This is a genomic window from Aliivibrio sp. S4MY1 (assembly GCF_028765545.1).
Taxonomy (GTDB): Bacteria; Pseudomonadota; Gammaproteobacteria; order Enterobacterales; family Vibrionaceae; genus Aliivibrio.
Window position 1 is genome coordinate 306,906 of record NZ_JARACP010000002.1, and the last position, 19,313, is coordinate 326,218.

Sequence of the window (19,313 nt, forward strand, 5' to 3'; positions counted from 1 at the left end):
TGATAGCTATACGTCATATACTTCTAATATTTGTGGTATGACAGCGTTGCTAGAAAATTGTAGTGCAATGGTTTGCTTGGCGGCGTGTTGGATTTCAACTTTATTAATTGGTGATAACTCAAACCAATGAGAGAGTGTTTTAGGTAAGTCTTCTGGCTCGACGATCCATCCATTCATTTCTGGCTGTATTAGTTTACTTATATTACCCACAGGGGTTGATATAACGGGTATGCCTCTGCCCATCGCCTCTAATGCCGTCATGGGTAGCCCCTCGTAGCGAGAGCAGATAATCAGTAAGCCAATATCATTCCAAATGGTGTCCATTGAACCTTGATGCCCATGAAAAATTACGTTGTTTGGAAGGTGTTTTGTCAGTTCTTGCTCCATCGGACCTGAACCATAAATATGAAAAGGGTAATCAGGGTATTGTTTTGCTAATTCGATGAATCTATCGGGGGCTTTTTCATGGCTTAGACGTCCCACAAACGCAATTTGATTGCCTGATGATTGGTTGAGCCCTTCGGTATAAATAAAGTTATTTAATACAGTGGTTTGACTAGGTACTCGTTGGTTTATCAGTTCACTGACCGCAAAATTATGATGACTAAAGGGCGCACTCCATCTATCAATGGTGTCATATAAAGCCAGTTTTCCTTTGCCAATTTCACCAGCATGAAAGGTATTAATAAATCGTATTTTTTGATGAGATGTCAGTAAGGATAAGCGCAGTAATCGAGAATATATTGCGGCCTTGTAACCATGAGAATGAATAACACTAGGGCAATGATGTCGAGTGTAATCTAATAGATCACGTAATGTACCATCTAAAAAACGATACGAAATATTCGCATTGTTTAATACTATGGTGAGTGGGTGAGTTTGTTCATATTTACAAAGAAAGATAACCCGTACAGAGCGTTGAAATTGCTTTAACCCCTGTGCAAGTTGCAAGATGTGGGACTCAATCCCCCCCACACCTCGGCTATCTAGAAGTAACCAGATTTCGTCTTTTTGATTATGAGTCTGGCTCTTCATAAGCTTCCCACGCTTGTTTTTTTCGATATAAAGTCGATGGACTTAGTTCAAGTAATACTGCGGCGTTAAGGACATTACCATCACAATGGTCAATTGCATTTTGAATGACTTCTCTTTCTATATCAGCCATTGGGCGAATTGAATTGGTATTCATCGTGTCATGTTGCATAGAACTAGGAGTATCAACAGAATCAAATGGTTGAGTATTTACCGTTTGCTCTGGAACCCGTTGAGGCTGTGTTGTTACTGGTTGCGGAATGCTTGTTAACTGAGGTTTAGCTGACGGTTTTGTGCTTGGTTGATTCAGTGGTGGTGGAAGGTGCTCTATCATTACATGGGTTTCATTATGCAGAACCACGATATTACGGATAATATTTTGTAATTGACGAACATTACCAGGCCATGGGTAATTGCAAAGCATCAGTTCTACATCTCGTTTTATGGCTGTAAATTTTTTCTTATCTTCTTTGGCGTATTTTTTTAAGAAGAAAGTGGCAATGTCAATGATGTCTGTTCCACGCTCACGCAGTGGGGGCATTTGAATTGGAACAACATGAACACGGTAGTATAAATCTTCTCTAAACCGTCCTTCGTTTACCTCGGTTAATGGGTCTCGGTTAGTTGCACAAATGATGCGTAAATCGGTACTGAGTTCTTTGCTTCCACCTAGTGGGGTGAATCGACCGGTTTGTAAAAAACGCAGTAATTTTTTCTGCATTTCTAATTCCATTTCACAGAGCTCATCTAAAAAGAGTGTTCCCCCATTGGCAAGCATGGCGGCTCCTTTTCGATCGGTTGTTGCGCCAGTAAATGCTCCTTTAACATGACCGAAGATTTCACTTTCCATCAGATCACGAGGAATAGCACCACAGTTAATGGCAACAAAAGGCTTATCATGACGCTGACTCTGATAATGAATAGCTTCAGCACAAACTTCTTTACCTGTGCCACTTTCGCCATAAATAAAAACGCTGGCAGTGGTTGGGGCAACGGCATCAATGATTTTATAGACAGCTTGCATTGGAAGACTTGAGCCAATAAACCCTTGGTATTTTTTACGATTAAAGGTGTTTTGTAAATCTTCCACCAAACCTTCTAATTTAGCGCGTTTAAGATGGTTTCTAATGGAGGTTTTTAGTCGGTCGGCTTGAATCGGTTTTTCTATAAAATCATCTGCGCCACTTTGCAATAAATTCACAGCAATATTAATGGTGCCGTGAGCTGTTGCGACGATAACAGCGGTAGGTAATTGATTTTCTTTCATCCATGCAAGTACATCTTGCCCTGACATATCCGGCAATTTTAGATCAAGAATCACCAGTTGTGGTGGATTCTTTTTCATAAACTTGATGGCTTCTCCTCCTGTAGTGACGTGAAAGAAGTCATAAGGTTCATCTTTCACGTACTGTTTATAGAGAATAGCCAGAGACGTTGAATCTTCAACTAATAGTACTTTTTGTAGCATAAGCAACATCCTGTTTTACCTAGCAATTTTGTAACAGTTATATTTATTACATTGTACTGTTATCTTAATTTTATTTTGTGAAGCCTTGCGCGTTTCGTTCTTCCAGTGCTAAAAACGATTTCATTGCAATATTTGGCAATAATTCTGATTTTTCAAAGGCTTCATCAAACTGTTGTTGTATACAATGTAGCTCAATTTCACGAGCAATTGCAGATAAAGCAATGTTTCCGAGAGTTAGCGCACTACTTCCTAGAGTGTGAGTTTCAAATTCAAGCGCATAAAGGTCTTTTTCTTTTCCTGCTTTGCTTATAGTATCTACTCGAACTTTTGATTCAATAATATAAAATTCAATCAATTCAGGCATGACACTCGCATCAGTATCCCGAATAATTTGTTGAATGATCTCTTCATCGATGTATTGTGGCTCTTGATTATCGACTATATTTTCTTTATTTTGCACAGGTGATCCTTTTTCTGTTGAATCATGTTTAGGGCGTGATAAGTAGTGATTGATGCACTCTAATAGTTTGGTTCTATTAAATGGTTTTGACAAATAATTTGTCATTCCAGCATCAATAAATCGTTCTTTATCCCCAGAAAGTGCGTGAGCTGTTAAAGCAATGATAGGCATTTTTTTGTGTATTTTCGAGAGTGATCTGATATTTTTTGTGGCGGTTATTCCATCCATCCCTGGCATAGAAATATCCATAAATATCAAGTCATAGGTTTTTTCTTGGTTCATAGAGATCGCCTCTTTCCCATTATTTGCTATATCGATCTCGTATCCAGCATAATTTAATGTATTTTTTATAACAATTTGGTTGGCATGGTTATCTTCCACAACAAGGATCTGAGTTTGTTTTTTTGTGCTTTTAGGGATCAAGGTATGTGGTAGTTGTTTATGCGTTTGTATTATTTCTATTTCTTCTGCTGTTGAGAGATCAAGCATAAGTTGGAATGTAAACTCACTGCCTTTTTGATGTTCACTTTTTACCTTGATATCACCATCCATCAAGTTAACGAGTCGCTTGGTTATGGCTAAGCCTAATCCTGACCCTTCGTGAAAACGAGCAAAGCTATTGTCTGCCATGGTGAATTCTTCAAATAGATATTCTAACTGTTCTGCTTTAATACCTACGCCTGAGTCTTTAACGGTACAAGTGAGTTGAAGTCGGTCATTTATAGGGTGGACATCAACCGTAACAAGAATGAAGCCACTGTCGGTAAATTTTAAGCTATTTCCAACGAGATTAAGTATTATTTGACGTAAGCGATTTATATCACCGCTCACATATTCAGGGACACTATCAGATAATGATAACGACAGTTGCAGCTGTTTTTTATCTGCTTGGGTTTGAAAACTATGTAGAGCTTGCTGCAAACATTCATGGATATTGAAGGCATTATTGTTCAAATAAAAGGTGTTCGCTTCCATTCGAGAAAAGTCTAAAATATCATTAATTATCGATAAAAGAAGTTCACTAGAGTCGGTGGCAGTTTCAACCAGTTCTTGCTGGTTTGGCTTTAGCTTACTTTCTTTTAAAATGGCAAGTATACCGAGTACTGAGTTCATTGGTGTTCGGATCTCATGACTCATTGATGCTAAGAAGCGACTTTTACTTTCATTGGCTGTTTCAGCTTCTTGTCTTGCTTTTTGTAAGTCATCGTAACCTTGTTCAAGATTGTAAGACATAGAATTAAAGGCTTGAGCTATTTCTTCTAAGTCACTGCTTGACCTAATATCGACCTGTGTTCCTGGACCTTTATCTTTTACCGTATTTACGGCAGTTTTTAGTTTTTGTAGATTACGAGTCAGCAGATTACCAAGTAAAAAAGAGAGACCAATAACGAAGATTAGCTCAATAGATGCAATCGTATATATCCATGATTTTGCTCTCATTAAAAAAGTATTCATGCCATGAGTACCAAAACCTATTTCAACCGTACCTAAAGGGGTATCAGCATTTTTGATGATAGTTTGAATATCATAGCTACCGTCTGATGCATTATGCAAAATAGGGCTGTTGGGGTTTGGGATCTCATGCAACTTAGGCCCTCCTTCTGTAATAAGTGTTCCGTTCGCATTGTAAATTTTCACATAGCAGATTTTACCAAGAGCGATAAGGTCGTTCATTAATGTTGTAATCGCTTGTTTATCATTGGTTAGCAGTGGTGTTTGAATTGCAGTTGTGAACATATGCAGAGTGGCAGATGATCGGGTAAGTAATTGTTGCTCACTAGAATCAGAGAGAAATTTGATAGAGCTCAAGACTAAAACCAGCAACATAAGGCTCTGGATAATCGTAATACTAATGATGGTTTTAAGTCTGAATGTCATAATAAGCTCCTTTGGGTATTACGTGTTTACAATGAGCACATACCAAATTATTGCTTTTCAATGATAAGTAATAAAGCGTCATCGTTGGGGGGGGTACCTGCCAGTGAATCGAAAGTCTGCATGATGGTTTCAATAGCGGCCTCTAAAGGTAAATTAATCGTATTTATAAGCTGTTCTTTAATCGCTTTTTCTAGTGTTTCACGCTCTGATACTGAGTTACCTGATTCAAATAACCCATCGGTAAATAGAGCAAGCCGTTCCCCTTTTTGTAGGGTCACTTTTGTTTCTTTGTATTGGGTATGAGGCAATAAACCAAGCAAGGTCCCTTCGGTTGATATTGTGATTAGGCTAGCTTGAGATGTTGGGTCTGATTTTTTAATATGAAGTGGAGCAGGGTGCCCAGCACTGCTTATTTTCACGATGGATTCGTTAGTTAAACTGACACAACAACTGGTCAACATAGTTTGAGATAACAGTTGATCGTTAAAGGCGTTATCTGACAACATTGAGAGTAATTGAGCTGGTTGAGTTCGTTTGGTGCTTTGCATTAAACCTCGAATATAACCGGCATAAGCGTAAGCAAAAAATTTAGCACTTTCATCATGGCCCATGACATCGGCCAGCAGCAATTGAGTGGTGTTTTCGTCGCTCATTGATAATACAAAATCGCCACCACCATGGCCTGTATTTCTTTGTCTTATTGCTAGGTCCCAGTAGGACGAATTAAGCGTTACTTGCGGTAATAACGTGTGTGTTATTTTTTGATTTACTTGCTGTGAAAGTGAACGATACACTTGGTTAAATCGAGCAAGTACTCGTGATATTGATCGGACTAAGGTTTCTTTTTTAATCGGTTTTTCTAGATAATCATCAATACCAAGTTCAGCAGCGTCCATTAAAGTATTGTTATCTTGTAAGCGAGATAAAAAGATGAAGGGAATAGAAAAGGCATTTTCTGATTCTAAGCGTTGTCTTAACTCTAATCCACCCATTTTTGGCATTTGAATGTCTGAAATTATCAAATCAACTGTTTCATTTTTGAGGAAGTTTAGGGCTTCTTCCCCATTAGCTTTAATAACGACATGAAACTGATCGCGCAGGTAAACCTGATATAATGAGCTTTGGATGGCATCATCTTCTACGATAAGAAGGCGAGGTCGTCTTTGCTCTCCTTCGCGAGTCCATCTCATGGTAAATACATTTTCTTTTTTAGTGCTGTAGTAACTAATATTATCTGTTTGGCTTTGAATGATATCAATGCCACGATCATTGCATTTTAATGAAAACTCCCCAATGTCATTCTGTTTTTCTTTTAAGGTTGGGTCCCAAGGTTCGCCATCATCTTTGACACTCAGGTGCCAATGAGTTTTGGCTTTTTTTAAGGCGACAGTGAGGTATAGACTTGGTTTATCAGGATGAAGCACAAGGTTAGTACTCCACTCAGAAAAACAAAGTAAGCATTGGTGTTTGAATGTTTGTTGTAGATCTAATTGATCAAGTATTTTAGACAGCGATTGACGCAGCACTCTAACTGACTCTAGTGAGGTTGGTTGGGTATTTTCAAAAAGTAGAATAGCGTCAGTCATAATTACACCACTGTAGATAAGAATCGATTATTTTGAATAAAAGCGATTAGCTTGTTGGTTATTGCATTTGGAAGAAAGTGTAGCCGCTCAATTTCTCTGCAAATTTCATTTTTTAATCGAGGTTGGTATTTATCATTAAAAACGTGACCGATGAGGTTCGCATGATGATTCTCTAATGATTTTAATGCTTCTTTTAATTCGGTCTGTAATGTTTGGCCTGATAACACCACCATGATGGTGCCATCACAGCAACCTGCAATACTTTGTGCAGGTATGTTATTGGCATTTAATTGAGAGAGAGCAGAGCTGTCGATGATGATTTTATCGAACTCTTCACGCCATTTTTTTATTTGTTCACTTAATTTTTTTGGCTGACGTAACTCAACTATTTGTGCTTTGTTTTGTGGCACAGGAACGCCAAGAATGACTTGAGAATTATGCTCGATATAATTTAAACAATGTGATCTATCCGTCTCACTATTATTAATTGTATTCTCTAAAGATAAGGCGGTTAAACTCGGGTTTTGTAAGTTTAAATCAACTAAAAGTGTACGATAACCTGCAAGTAAGTGCCTTTCAGTTAAGGCTTGAGCAAGAGAGCTTACCCCCTCGCCAGGGTTCGTTGAAGTGATGCACAGTGAGTGGCATTCGTGCTTTTCTAATTGTAAAAACACCTGCTCTATTTCCATATGGCACGAAGGAATTCTCATTATAGTGCTCCTATTAAGGCGATGGTTGCGACAACTTGGAAAACATCTTTCATTACAACACGTACTTGCTCCATTGTGCTTTCGTCTTTGTTGGGAATATAGACGGTATCCCCCGCTCTGAGTACGGGAATGCTTCTAAAGTCGGCTGTACGGCTAAATTTAACAAGATCAAAGGTTCTTGCTTGCCCTTCATCTAAAGCGTGATTTACAACACTGATCTTTTCAAGGTAAGCCACATCACTAGGACCTCCAGCTTCCGCTAATAGATCAAGTAATGTCATTGAATCATTAAAACGGTAACGGCCGGGTTTATTAATAGCACCCAGTACTCGGATGGTGCTCTCTTTGCTTTCATCAACCCAAATACGGTTTTTTTCTGGGATGTAAATGGTATCGCCTGTTTTAACTTTTGGTAGTAGAGACTCATCACCGGTTTCAAAATATAAAGCTAGGTTTAATTTACTTACTCGTGCGTAGCTCTTATCTCTGTGGGTAATACGAATATTATGAATATCGGCATCCATTGTTGGTCCATCTGCTGCTGATAAAATATCTAAAAAGTGCATGTCGTTGGTAAAGCGGTAACGACCTGCGGCATTGACCTGACCAAAAACATAAATTGAGCTATCAGAGCTTTGACGTACCCATTGTGATTTATTGTCTGATGGATCTTGTGGTAAATCGTGAACTCGAATGGTCGCTCCGGCACGAATAGTGGGTAGGGTCGAATCCGGTTTTCCTTTTGAAATAAATGAGTCTAGATTAAAAGTGTAGACTTGGTTTGTTCCACTTGCATCAGGGGTCACAATTTCAATTCGAGTGGTATCGCCACGTAAAGTAGGACCGCCTACATGTGCCAGTAAATCTAAAAATGACATTTCATCTGACCATTCAATACGGCCAGGGTGTTGTACTTCACCTAGCACTCGTACAGCACGGCTTGGTGCAATTTTTAACCATGATTTTTCGTTCATGTCGGTTTTTTCAGGAACAAAGATAGCGTCTCCTGCTGCAATCGCTGGGGGGCGCATATAATTCGTTCCTTCGGTATATCCAGATAAATCAAAATTAATCACAGCTCCGTTGGCTTTAATTACACGGATCTGGCGAGATTCAGCGAAACGTGTTGGACCACCAGCATTGGCTAAAATGTCCATAAAAGTTGCGCCTTTTTTACCTTCAAAAGCGCCGGGTTTTGCTACTTCACCCATGACATACACCATGTTTGAACCCGATTTAATTTCTTCTTCTTGTTTTGGTACAAAGATAGTGGAGCCAACTTCGAGTGGGGGTAATAAACTAGAGTCCCCTGTATCTAAATAGCGTTTAAGGTTAAATAAAGCGGGTTGGTTTTTAGATATCACTCGAATTTGCTCTACACCGGCATAACGAGTAACGCCACCTGCTCTCATAAGAACATCAACCAGATTGGTCCCTGATTTATATGAGAATGTCCCCGGTGAATTCACCTCACCAAATACTTTGATGGCTTTTTTTCCATCCGCAGCATCACCGGCTTGAGAGAGTTTTGCAGGATCAAACTCTTGTTCAATATTACCTACCATAGGGGATGCGGGGATAAATAGGGTATCCAATGATTGAAGCGTAGGCAGAAGAGATTGGTTACCCGAATCTAAAAAGGCTTTGTAGTTAAAGGTAGTGACTTTATCTGCTCGGCGAAGTTGTAAACGGTTTAATTGAGCACCAGATCGTAGACCGCCGGCAGCATAAAGAGCGAGTTGAACAGAGTCACCATCCACTAAGGTGTACTCCCCCGGCTGTTTTACGTACCCTTGAATATTGATTATTAGCTGACGTTTACTAACAAAGACCTGAAGATTAGTGAGATCTTGTAATATGGTTTTAAGACTTAATGTGATGCTAGATACCATTTGGGCTTCTGTTTTTCCTGCTACAAAAATAGGACCGACTTCTGGTAAAATAACGCGTCCCTGCTTATCGACTTGAAACTCTTTATTTAGAGAGTCCTCACCTGGTAGCATTATTGAGATGACATCACCCACCCTGACATTATTGTTAGCCTCATTGGCAACCGTTAGGAAAGAGGTACTTAATGTTAAAATGAATAAAATTATTTGAAAAATACGCATTTTAATTCCCTCCATTAGAGTGGTTGCTTTCTAACATTAATGGTTGATCTAATTGCAGTAATTCAATGGTAACTCGGCGGTTGGTGAGTCTAACGTGAGGTTCTGTGCCTGCTAGGTATGGATCATTTGAGCCAACAGAATCGACATGTATGCGATCAGAAGATAACCCAAAAATACTTAAGTAGCGTTTTACCTGTTTGGCTCTATTAAGAGCAAGATCTTGATTAGAGTTTTCTTTACCAATAGCGTCCGCATGGCCAGTGACTAATAATTTGAAGTCTTGATGCTTATTAAGAAGTTGTGAGGCCTCTGATAAATTTACTACGTATTTAGGGTTTAATTCAGCGGAGTTAAATGCGAACTGGTTGTCTCTATTTAGTAAGTCATAAATAGTTTGTGCTAACGCAATATCTGAATTCCCATTGTTGGAATCTGAGGGTGGTGTGCACGTTTCTTGGCGTTTTACGTAATCTAACTGTCGTTCTAAACGCTTTAATAGGTTACGTTGAATGACTAAATCATTCGCGGCATCCAGTTGTAAACCTCCTTCTAGCTCTCGAGCGATTCGTGCCTCATTTTGCTTGGCTTGATGCACGGTTGCAGGAAAACACCATTCCGCTTTTTCTAGAATTAAAATATCCAAGTGACGAGCGGCTAATTCCCAATCAAAACGTAAACCGTGCTCTGGGCCTAAAGGCTGATCTGGCATTACGGGAGAAAATGCTGCTTGTGGGTAGTTTTCTGCTTCGCCACCTTTTCCAGGTTCTGCAAATGAAGTACAACCAGACAGTGCAAGTAGTCCTAAGCTAAGGCCGAATAAGTGTCGTTTATTCATGATGATGCTCCCTGTCCAATCGTTCATTTTTAGTAATTAATGAGTTGTGTTGTTTACTGGAATGGCATTTTCAATACGCAATAGCTTTAGTAATTCTAAAGGTTGTCCGTGCGCATTTTGAATTTGCATCGTGCGTTCTTTTTCAATAAGGCGTTTATAGAGATAAACAATTGCTCCAATGCCTGATGAATCAAGAAAGGCGACTTGAGCAAGATCGATTTGAACTTGGTGGTGCTCTTGTTGAAGCACTTCGTCAATCGTAGGTTGGATATCTCGGCAGCCAATCGCATCCATATCACCTTGAATAGCTAAAACAAGCGTTTCTGTATTTGATTCAAATTGATGTAGTTCCATAATAAGCTCCTAAGGAAATGTCCTTCTGTGTTTGTATTATGAATAGAGCAGTAACTATGCCAGTTTTTTTTATTAATATATTCATGTGCTTATGGTTTTTTTATATTTTTAAATTTCAATAGTAAAGTAGATTCTCAAATTGCAATGCAGTTTGCATAATGAGAAGTTACTAATGAATAAAGAACAGTAAGGAAATAAAATAATATGGAATAAATAGAAGGATAAATAAAAAATTCAGAAGGAAGAACTTTCCTTAAATAAAGGCATTTAATATATATATTGATATTCAAAATGAATTTCATTTTGATAATTAAATAAGCTATAAATATAAATTCATTAAAAATCAATAACTTAAAGTTGGCGCATCTTTTGCTTGGTTAGCAGGTAGAGAAAAAATAACAAAAGGAAGATGCTATGTCTCAATTTATAAGAATACTATTTTTAGTCTCTTTATTTTTCAGCTCTAAGTTGTTGGCTGATCCATTTGATACTTGTCCAAGTAAGGCTTATTTATTTCAAGGTAACCCAGTAGGCGTTTATGGTGTGAATTTAGTGACTGGTTCATACAGTGTTTTGCAAAGTGACACTGGTTTGAATGCCAATATTAATGGGGTTGGCTTTGACGAAGAAGATCGTTATATATACGGATTTGATACCACTAACTATAATGTTGTTCGATTGGGGGAAAACTTTCAAGCAACCACATTGTCTGTAAGTGGCCTTCCTGCAAGCACCACATTTTATATTGGTGATGTTTATGAACATTACTATTATATCTATAGGAAAGGCACTGGCTTTTATAAAATAGACTTATCGCCATTAGATTCAAATGTATCAGCTGCATTAACGGCAGAGCTTATTACTTCAACCACCAGTGTTAGTTTAACTGACTTTGCTTTCCACCCTGATAATGATCACCTTTATGGGGTAGATAATGGGTCTGGCTGGTTATATGAGTTTGATATCAATACGGGGGTTTCTACTTATATTGGTGACACTGGAGAACTGGGCACTTTTGGTGCGATGTATTTTGATGTTGATGGGTATTTGTATTTATCTCGTAACCAGGATGGTCAGGTTTATCGAGTTGATTTATCAACCCAAGCGATCATTGACTCTGGTGTGGTTCCTGCTGTGAAGTTTGCTGATGGTCCATTTTCAAGTCAAAACGATGGTGCTCGTTGTGCTAATGCTCCCTTAATTGATACCGATGAGCCAGCAACGATTGATTTTGGTGATGCACCGGATAGTTATGGAACGACTCTAAATTCTAATGGGGCTCGTCATGAAATGGATGAGGTGACTTGGTTAGGTAGTAGTGTGGATGGTGATTACTATGCAGCACAATCTCCTGATTCTGATGATTCAATAACCAGTGATGATGAGGATGGCGTAGGCTTTGTTACAGCACTAGAGCCGGGCTTAGATTCGGTGATCGCAATTACTGCATCGACTTCGGGATATTTGTCAGCGTGGTTTGATTGGAATGATGATGGTGATTTTGCTGATGAGGGCGAACAAGTTATCACAGATAGAGCATTAGTGGCTGGGATTAACTCGGTAATAATTACAGTACCATTCGGTGCAACCGTAGGTGATACTTGGTCTCGATTCCGTTTTAGTCAACAAACGGGGTTAGCTTATTATGGTGGTTCAACCTCGGGTGAGGTGGAAGATCATGTGGCAACGATTGTGGCTGCAAATACGAGTCAACGTCATTTCCCATCAGTTAGTGGTTACGTAACCCTTGCTTATGAAGATAATTGGCCAGAAACCGCAGACTACGATATGAATGACTTGGTATTGAGATATCGAATTACAGAAGTACTAAAAGATGGTTTAGTCGCTAAAGTGACTATTTCAGGCCAATTAGTAGCCGTAGGTGCAAGTTATCATAGTGGTTTTGCCGTTCGTTTATCTGGAATTAATGACGAGTTAATTGATTCTACGAAAACACAGCTTTACCACAATGCAGCATTACAAGGGAGTGCTCCTCAAGAATCAGATATGAGTGAGGCCAGTTTCATCCTTATTAATGATGCCATCGATGTTTCTAGCTATGAGTGTTCTTACTTTAGAACTCAGAATGATTGTCGTGAAAATGTAGGATTAGAGTTTGAGCTTAACTTTAGCTTTACAGCTCCTATAGCAACAGCAAGTATGCCTGCAATGCCTTATGACCCATTCTTGTTTGCTACTCCTGGCTATTATCATGGACCAAGCTTTGCTCAAGCACCAGGGCGAAGCTATGAGGTGCATTTAGCTGATCAAGCACCAACAGAATCCTTTGATACTAACTTCTTTACTTTAGCTCAAGATACAAGTGATCCAAGCAGCGATCGTTATTTTAAAACGATAAATAATATGCCATGGGCGTTATTGATTTACGATGAATGGCAATGGCCAAGAGAGCGTGTTGATTTAACGACGGCTTACCCTGACTTTGCTGATTACACGACTTCTGGCGGTTTCAGTAATACAGATTGGTACGATAATAGCAATGCTGTTGATAATAAATATTACTAAGAAGAGGACGTCACAATGAAAAATAAAATACTAGTAGTAATAGCGTCACTGTTCTTAATGGCATGTAGTGACAGTAGTGGCTCTGGCAGTTCCGGTGGTACAGGAGGTGGAGCATCACCAGCGGCTGTACCACAACCTGAACCAGTTAAAACACAGGATTTGGTTGCTCCTGAGGGGTTTACATTTAATCCTGTTACCACTCATACACTTGAGATTAATCTAAGCGGTTCTTTACCTGAAAGGAGCCATTTATCGGTTTATTCTATTTATATAGAAGGGGCTAATGAACAATATATTGTTGATTATGACAGTAAAATTATCGATTCTGCAGTGAGCAATGGAATATTAACTATTGAATTCTTACTGGCAGAAAAGCAATCAACTATTGTTGCAGAAATATGGTCATACGATGGAAGTCTACCCTTACAGAAAGAGTTTACTATTGATAATAACCTACTGGTATGGAATTGAGTATAAATAAGCCCCCCGCTTTTTTATGTTGAAAACGGGGGGCTTGATAGGGATTTTTAGTTGATGAGGGGGTACTAAAGTAACAACTTTGTAGCGGACTTATGCGGGAAATTTAGTATTTCTTTATCTTTTTTCATGTATGAATTGGGAAGTTTTGAGCTTCCTTTTTCTTTGATATACCCTTCATGAGCATGTAAGGCTTTAAATATAGCTTCTCTTCGAATCATCAATTTATCTGATAATGGCATGTTTTGAATAGCGGCAACCATCGAACTGATTGTTGCGGGATTATCTATACTTAGAGAGATATAACACTCGAGTAAACTGATACATAATTCCGATGAGTATGGATATTGAGTTAAGGCATTTTGATACTGATGTTGCTTTAGTTCTAGATCATCAGTGGTTAAATTTGCAGTTTTTATTTTATTACTTTCGTTTAGCGTACTAGAGAGCATTTTTAATGATTCATTTAACTCTTGATCGTGCTTTAATATATGTAAGGCATCGAGACAATAATCATTAAATTGATGCTTTGTTTTTATCACAGCATTTACCCTTTCAAGTAGCCAAAGCTCCCCATAAAATGAAAGAAGGTATAATAATTCAACTAGAATTACTGAGTTTAGCTGATGTAAATCATCAAAAAAGGGTTTGCTCGCTTTCAACATGATTCGTTTAGCTGTAATGAGATCTCCTTTTTTAATCATTCGTTTACATTCACTGAAACTAAAAAGAATGGTTAATTGTTTCTTTTGTATTGCGGTTAAGCGGTATTCTGAGCGCCTAACGAAGTTTTTCTGTTCAAGAATAAATTGCTTTTTATCACGTACAGATTCGCAGTTTTGAATGTATTCACCATAGTAATTAAATGCCTTTGCAACATAAGTACACCAATCTTGATCTGCAATAGGCAAATGATTTGCAAGTAAATGAGAGGCTTTAAGGAAGTAATGTTTATTATTACAAACAAGAGCCAGCTTCAGTGTATGTAATGCTCTTAATGGAACGCTAGGAGTAAGACCTAATGCATTGTATGCTGATGTTAAAGCTTCTTCATAGTGTGATTGTTGTAAATGAAGTTGACTTAAAAAATCAAAGGCAGGAGCGAATAAAGGGTGCTGTTGGCATAAGGTTTCAGCTTGTTTAATTAATAACTGTGGAGTATTACGATAAAGTGTATTTTCAAGATGTAATCGAGTATGTATATAGTTTCTTCTATTTGAAAATTCAGGTTGTTTACATAGCGCGATAAGTTCCTCTCCTTCATTTGATGAAAAAAGTTTAAATAGAAGCTGATCTAATTCATTGATGTTTTTATTTTTAGCAACAGAAATAGCATACTCTTTGAGTTTTTCGTGATCGCCTTTTTTCTCAATGGTATATAGTTTTTTAAATAAATGAAATTCTTGATAAGCATTTTTCATCTTATGACTAAGAATAGACTTGCTTATTGGTTTACAAAGATAATCACCATTACCTTTTGAAAGAGTACTAAGAACGGTTTGTGTTGTGTTATCTCCTGAAACCGTAATAACTCGTGTATAAGGCTCAATAAATCCTTTCATTTTTAATAAGTCATAAAGTTCCGAACCATTTAAAACTTGCTCTAAATGGTAATCAATAAATAATAAAGAGTAACGTTTCTTTGAGCAAGATTTAATCGCTTGTTGGTATGTTTTGACATGATCGATAGAGTTAAAACCTAAAAGTGCAAGTAACTTAGAAAGGTATAGAGAAGAGACTAAGCAATCATCAACTATTAAGATAGAAAATTGTTTTACATTATGTTTATTTTGGTTTTTTAATGCATTCATAGTGACTATACCTATCTCATCTTAACTATTTTTTCTAATAAAGTTTCTTTTCTAAATGGTTTAGCAACGTAATCATCCATTCCAGATTCATAGCATTTTGAAATATCTTGATCGAGAATGCTTGCTGTTAGTGCAATAATAGGTATTTTTTTTCTGCGCAGTTTTTTCTCGACGGTTCTTATTTCTTTTGTGGCAGAAAAGCCATCTTTTACTGGCATCATACAATCCATTAGAATTAGTTGGTAATCTTCACTTTCCGTGAATTTATCAATAGCTTCTTGTCCATTATTTGCGATGTCAAATGTGTAACCCGATCGACTTAAAAACAAAGATGCTACTTTTTGATTAACGAGATTATCTTCTACTATGAGAATATGTTGTTTTTCTTTTGTCGTTTTCCTTGACTGAAATAAATGGGATGTAAATTCATCTGTAGTTTTGATTATATTATTTGATTTATTTTCAAAATGGAAAATCAAAGAGTTAGCTAGGGTTTTAGCAAAGCGATGCCCAAGTAATGGGTAGGTGATTAAACCATCAATAATAGATTCATAGTTAGTCGCGCTATTTTTATGTTTTTGTATTAAAACAATAGGGATGTTTGGGTATTTTTCTCTAAGATTTATAAGGTTGTTTCTACCATTTTTTTCCATGCAATTACTTATACAATAAAGGATAATCGCTTTTTCATCATCCATTAGATTTATGTCATTAGGTGAGTTTGTTTTTATGACATTGAGTAAATTATGATACTGACACTCGTTCACAATATCCTGTTCAAAATCACCTCCATTATTTAATAAGATAATAGAGGTATTATCCAATTCTTTAAGTAATAGTCGTTTTTCAGTAACTATTGATGTTTTTATAGAAAAAGAGAAGGTGCTGCCATGTCCTTTTTTAGATTCTAGTATTAATTTTCCTCCCATGAGTTCGATAAGCTGTTGTGTAATGGAAAGACCTAACCCTGTTCCTCCATACTGACGGGTTATAGAGCTATCTTCTTGTATGAAAGGTTCAAATATTTTTGTTTGGGCTTCTTTTTCAATTCCGATACCTGTATCTGAAACAGAGATATTGATATAACCATTTCTACCTTCTGTAGGAATAAAGTCTGCAGAGATAGTAATACTGCCTTTATGAGTAAATTTAATAGCATTAGAGGTTAGGTTCATTAAAATTTGTCTAATTCTATGGTCATCAAGCAATAAATAATCAGGAAGATTAGTTGATATTTTAATAGTTAGTTCAAGATTTTTTTCTGTTGCTTTAGGAATACCAATTGAAACTATATCGAATATAATTTCCCTCAAGTTACAGTTATGTGTATGGAGCGCTAAATTTCCGGCTTCTATTTTTGATATATCCAGAATATCACTAATTAGAATCAATAAAGTCTGTGAAGAAGTCTCTATTGTGTTTAAATAATCATGTTGTATTGGTGATAGCCTAGTTTCCGATAGAATACCTGATATACCAATAATACCATTGAGTGGTGTTCTTATTTCATGAGACATATTAGCGAGAAAAGAACTTTTAGTTAGGTTAGCTTGCTCGGCTTTATTTTTAGCTAATATGATTTTATTCTCATTTTTAGCCCGCTCAAATACTAGGGAATTAATGTTTTGAGAGAATAAAGCCAATTCATCTTTACCATCCACTTGGATTTGAATACTGTAGTCGTGGTTCTTCTCAATTAAATCCATTGTTTTTGTAATGTTTTTTAAATAAGTAATGATACGTTTTGATAGTGATATACCGAGATAAGAGATAGCAGCCAGTGATAAAATAAGCAGACTTATAAATAATAAAATCGTAATATATGTATTTTTAAATTGAGTTTTTACGTTTTGTTTGAGATCGGTTGCTATTTTTTGTGTTACTGATTTTATTAATACAAGTCGATGATTTAATGCTTGAGTAGCTGAATTGTTATCAATTTTTGAGTAATCTTTCGCCTTGTTTTTGAGTACATCATTACGAAATTTCATGCTTAATGCAAAACTGTCATTACTAAATTTTTTTAGCAATAAATCGATATGAGATGCGTTAGCATCCATCGAAATGAACTGTTTAATGTACAGTTCTTGGCGATAAAATAAAGAGTTAAGCTCATCGTGATATTGAATTTTTGGACGATTTAGATCGAGATTAATGTACCAATTTTCTTCAGTGGCCCAATAATTGAGCCATTGAAGTTGAGTAATAACACGCAATTTCTGATTTATGGTGCTTGAAAGGAATAGAGGTTCTTTTGGGCTTTCGATTTCATGTATCTTGTTTAATATGTATGAAATCCTATGAGACCACTCTTCGATATCTATAGCCGAGAAGTTGTTTATTTCTGCATTAGTAACGATCAAATCATTAACTGCATTGTATAAACTTGGTTTTGTTGCTTCATCAACTTGAGAGCGTAAAAAAGTTAGAGTTATTTTTGATGAAGATTTATCAACATCATTATCATTAGAATATAAAGCATTTAAACGCAGATTATGCATTGCAGTAACGTAATTTGAAATCGTTTCATTTAACAGTAGGCGGTCATTTAAAGAATTAAGAGTATTTAACTTCAGTAGCTGCGTTTGGATTTCCCTTCCTGCAAGCACACATAATATAACCATAGGAAAAACGACTAAAGTAAGTAATCTTGATTTAACAGAAAACTGGTTCATTAATGACATAGCACACTATCCTTGTTGGAAAAAATCATCCAAATTGACCTATCTTATGATCATAGGATATTAAATTTAAAAGGGTAGTGGGTTACGTTATTTTTTTAAAACAACACTAGAGTATTAGCTCTTATTTAAGATATGAACTTACATCTAAAGAGTTAATAAATACTGAATAATAGGTGATGAAATTAAAGGTGATTCAGAAGATAATCGACTACACATTTGAGAGAGGATAAAACCACGTTCATAATCTTTACTGTTAATTTTGTATTTAATTTCGTCAATATTTTGAAATTAAACGCGCCAACATATTGGCGTCTCAGTAATGATATTTTTAACCTTCCAATTGTGATGTTTCCCACAGATTTATTATTCACATATGCTGTTTTATCATATGGAATTGCGTATTGCCGCTATGTGTCTCATAGTTAATTTAACCTTCTGAACATACAGAAGGACAAAAAAATGATTAGTTCGCTAGGTGCAAGGATGTATTATGGAACGCTCAAAGAAAGAAATGAAGCCGATGGTTACTGATGCATTAGACAGTTACGCCATATATTTAAAAGATATAAATAGGTATCAATTACTTACAGCAAAAGAGGAGCTTGATTATAGCCGTTTATATAAATCTGGTTGTATAAAATCCAGAGACAAATTAATTGAATCTAATTTACGCCTTGTTGTTAAAATTGCCAATAAATATAGAAGCCGAAATCAAAAGGAATTGACACCTTTAGATATGATCGAGGAAGGAAATATAGGTTTAATCAAAGCTATTGATAAATTTGATCCTGAATTAGGCTACCGTTTCTCTACTTACGCGGTATGGTGGATTAAGGAATCCATTGAAAGTGCATTGTATAATCACTCAAGAACAGTACGCTTACCAGTACATATAACCAAAGAGTTGAATACTTACCTTAGGGCTGCTCGCGAGTTAACAAAATCACTTAAAAAAGAGCCGTCGATTCGTGATATATCTGAATATTGTGAAAAAGATGCCATTAAAGTAAATAAAATAATGGGGTTAACTTCTTGTTCTTCAACGAATAGAACTGCATTAATCGAAGATCATTCGCCTCTTCATGTTGAATTATGTGAAAATAACAATGTGAATAACCCTGATGATTTTTTATCAAAGAATAACCTTGAAGATAATCTGTCATTATGGATAGGTACACTTCATTGTAGAGAGAAACAAATTATTATTAATCGATATGGACTTTTTGGTAGTGAGGTAAAAACATTAGAAGAATTAGGAGGAGACTTAAATCTGTCAAAAGAGAGAGTTAGGCAAATACAATCAGAAACCTTAATAAAGTTGAACACTATATTTAAAACAAACAAGTTAAATCTAGAAGTCGCTCTTGGATAGAGAGGAGGC

At 36.6% G+C, this 19,313-nt stretch carries 13 protein-coding genes; 3 read left to right on the forward strand and 10 right to left on the reverse strand.

Annotated features, from left to right (window positions below; translation table 11 throughout):
• Positions 1 to 6: 6 nt before the first annotated feature.
• From PVK71_RS03875 to PVK71_RS03910, 8 genes are all read right to left on the reverse strand, one after another.
• On the reverse strand, positions 7 to 1,035 hold the full coding sequence (locus tag PVK71_RS03875) for a glycosyltransferase family 4 protein (protein ID WP_274417616.1): 1,029 nt from the start codon (positions 1,033 to 1,035) through the stop codon (positions 7 to 9).
• Positions 1,016 to 2,500 carry a sigma-54-dependent transcriptional regulator gene (locus PVK71_RS03880; RefSeq protein WP_274417614.1) on the reverse strand — a complete coding sequence of 495 codons (1,485 nt, stop codon included), beginning with the start codon at positions 2,498 to 2,500 and terminating at the stop codon, positions 1,016 to 1,018. The genes PVK71_RS03875 and PVK71_RS03880 overlap by 20 nt, the downstream gene beginning before the upstream one ends.
• A gap of 70 nt (positions 2,501 to 2,570) precedes the next feature.
• Positions 2,571 to 4,838, reverse strand: coding sequence for a response regulator (locus tag PVK71_RS03885; RefSeq protein ID WP_274417613.1), 2,268 nt, complete (start codon positions 4,836 to 4,838; stop codon positions 2,571 to 2,573).
• A gap of 47 nt (positions 4,839 to 4,885) precedes the next feature.
• On the reverse strand, positions 4,886 to 6,424 hold the full coding sequence (locus PVK71_RS03890) for a SpoIIE family protein phosphatase (protein WP_274417612.1): 1,539 nt from the start codon (positions 6,422 to 6,424) through the stop codon (positions 4,886 to 4,888).
• Positions 6,425 to 6,426: 2 nt separating this feature from the next.
• Positions 6,427 to 7,134, reverse strand: coding sequence for a CpsD/CapB family tyrosine-protein kinase (locus PVK71_RS03895; RefSeq protein ID WP_274417611.1), 708 nt, complete (start codon positions 7,132 to 7,134; stop codon positions 6,427 to 6,429).
• Positions 7,134 to 9,245: an SLBB domain-containing protein gene (locus PVK71_RS03900; RefSeq protein ID WP_274417610.1), complete on the reverse strand. Its 2,112-nt coding sequence runs from the start codon at positions 9,243 to 9,245 to the stop codon at positions 7,134 to 7,136. The genes PVK71_RS03895 and PVK71_RS03900 overlap by 1 nt, the downstream gene beginning before the upstream one ends.
• 1 nt (position 9,246) lies before the next feature.
• The gene (locus PVK71_RS03905) at positions 9,247 to 10,080 is read right to left on the reverse strand and encodes an OmpA family protein (RefSeq protein WP_274417609.1); all 834 of its coding nucleotides are present in this window, start codon (positions 10,078 to 10,080) and stop codon (positions 9,247 to 9,249) included.
• A 36-nt stretch (positions 10,081 to 10,116) separates the two neighbouring features.
• Positions 10,117 to 10,434 carry an STAS domain-containing protein gene (locus PVK71_RS03910; RefSeq protein ID WP_274417608.1) on the reverse strand — a complete coding sequence of 106 codons (318 nt, stop codon included), beginning with the start codon at positions 10,432 to 10,434 and terminating at the stop codon, positions 10,117 to 10,119.
• A 414-nt stretch (positions 10,435 to 10,848) separates the two neighbouring features.
• Between PVK71_RS03910 and PVK71_RS03915 the strand changes: the two genes are divergently transcribed.
• Positions 10,849 to 12,960: an LruC domain-containing protein gene (locus PVK71_RS03915; protein ID WP_274417607.1), complete on the forward strand. Its 2,112-nt coding sequence runs from the start codon at positions 10,849 to 10,851 to the stop codon at positions 12,958 to 12,960.
• 15 nt (positions 12,961 to 12,975) lie between these two features.
• Entirely contained in the window at positions 12,976 to 13,431 is a 456-nt protein-coding gene (locus tag PVK71_RS03920) for a hypothetical protein (protein ID WP_274417606.1), read from the forward strand.
• 74 nt (positions 13,432 to 13,505) lie between these two features.
• Here the strand turns inward: PVK71_RS03920 and PVK71_RS03925 are convergent, their stop codons facing one another.
• Together PVK71_RS03925 and PVK71_RS03930 are read right to left on the reverse strand one after the other, a co-directional pair.
• On the reverse strand, positions 13,506 to 15,248 hold the full coding sequence (locus tag PVK71_RS03925) for a response regulator (RefSeq protein WP_274417605.1): 1,743 nt from the start codon (positions 15,246 to 15,248) through the stop codon (positions 13,506 to 13,508).
• 11 nt (positions 15,249 to 15,259) lie between these two features.
• Positions 15,260 to 17,932, reverse strand: a complete 2,673-nt coding sequence (locus PVK71_RS03930) for an ATP-binding protein (protein ID WP_274417604.1) — start codon at positions 17,930 to 17,932, stop codon at positions 15,260 to 15,262.
• Between the two features lie 490 nt (positions 17,933 to 18,422).
• Here PVK71_RS03930 and PVK71_RS03935 point away from each other — a divergent pair, with 490 nt between their 5' ends.
• Positions 18,423 to 19,304 carry a sigma-70 family RNA polymerase sigma factor gene (locus PVK71_RS03935; protein ID WP_274417603.1) on the forward strand — a complete coding sequence of 294 codons (882 nt, stop codon included), beginning with the start codon at positions 18,423 to 18,425 and terminating at the stop codon, positions 19,302 to 19,304.
• The last annotated feature ends 9 nt before the right edge of the window (positions 19,305 to 19,313 follow it).

Bases quoted from the DNA above. Each gene is read 5' to 3' on its own strand.
- PVK71_RS03875 (WP_274417616.1), bottom strand. From the start codon at position 1,035: ATGAAGAGCCAGACTCATAATCAAAAAGACGAAATCTGGTTACTTCTA.
- PVK71_RS03880 (WP_274417614.1), bottom strand. From the start codon at position 2,500: ATGCTACAAAAAGTACTATTAGTTGAAGATTCAACGTCTCTGGCTATT.
- PVK71_RS03885 (WP_274417613.1), bottom strand. From the start codon at position 4,838: ATGACATTCAGACTTAAAACCATCATTAGTATTACGATTATCCAGAGC.
- PVK71_RS03890 (WP_274417612.1), bottom strand. From the start codon at position 6,424: ATGACTGACGCTATTCTACTTTTTGAAAATACCCAACCAACCTCACTA.
- PVK71_RS03895 (WP_274417611.1), bottom strand. From the start codon at position 7,134: ATGAGAATTCCTTCGTGCCATATGGAAATAGAGCAGGTGTTTTTACAA.
- PVK71_RS03900 (WP_274417610.1), bottom strand. From the start codon at position 9,245: ATGCGTATTTTTCAAATAATTTTATTCATTTTAACATTAAGTACCTCT.
- PVK71_RS03905 (WP_274417609.1), bottom strand. From the start codon at position 10,080: ATGAATAAACGACACTTATTCGGCCTTAGCTTAGGACTACTTGCACTG.
- PVK71_RS03910 (WP_274417608.1), bottom strand. From the start codon at position 10,434: ATGGAACTACATCAATTTGAATCAAATACAGAAACGCTTGTTTTAGCT.
- PVK71_RS03915 (WP_274417607.1), top strand. From the start codon at position 10,849: ATGTCTCAATTTATAAGAATACTATTTTTAGTCTCTTTATTTTTCAGC.
- PVK71_RS03920 (WP_274417606.1), top strand. From the start codon at position 12,976: ATGAAAAATAAAATACTAGTAGTAATAGCGTCACTGTTCTTAATGGCA.
- PVK71_RS03925 (WP_274417605.1), bottom strand. From the start codon at position 15,248: ATGAATGCATTAAAAAACCAAAATAAACATAATGTAAAACAATTTTCT.
- PVK71_RS03930 (WP_274417604.1), bottom strand. From the start codon at position 17,932: ATGTCATTAATGAACCAGTTTTCTGTTAAATCAAGATTACTTACTTTA.
- PVK71_RS03935 (WP_274417603.1), top strand. From the start codon at position 18,423: ATGGAACGCTCAAAGAAAGAAATGAAGCCGATGGTTACTGATGCATTA.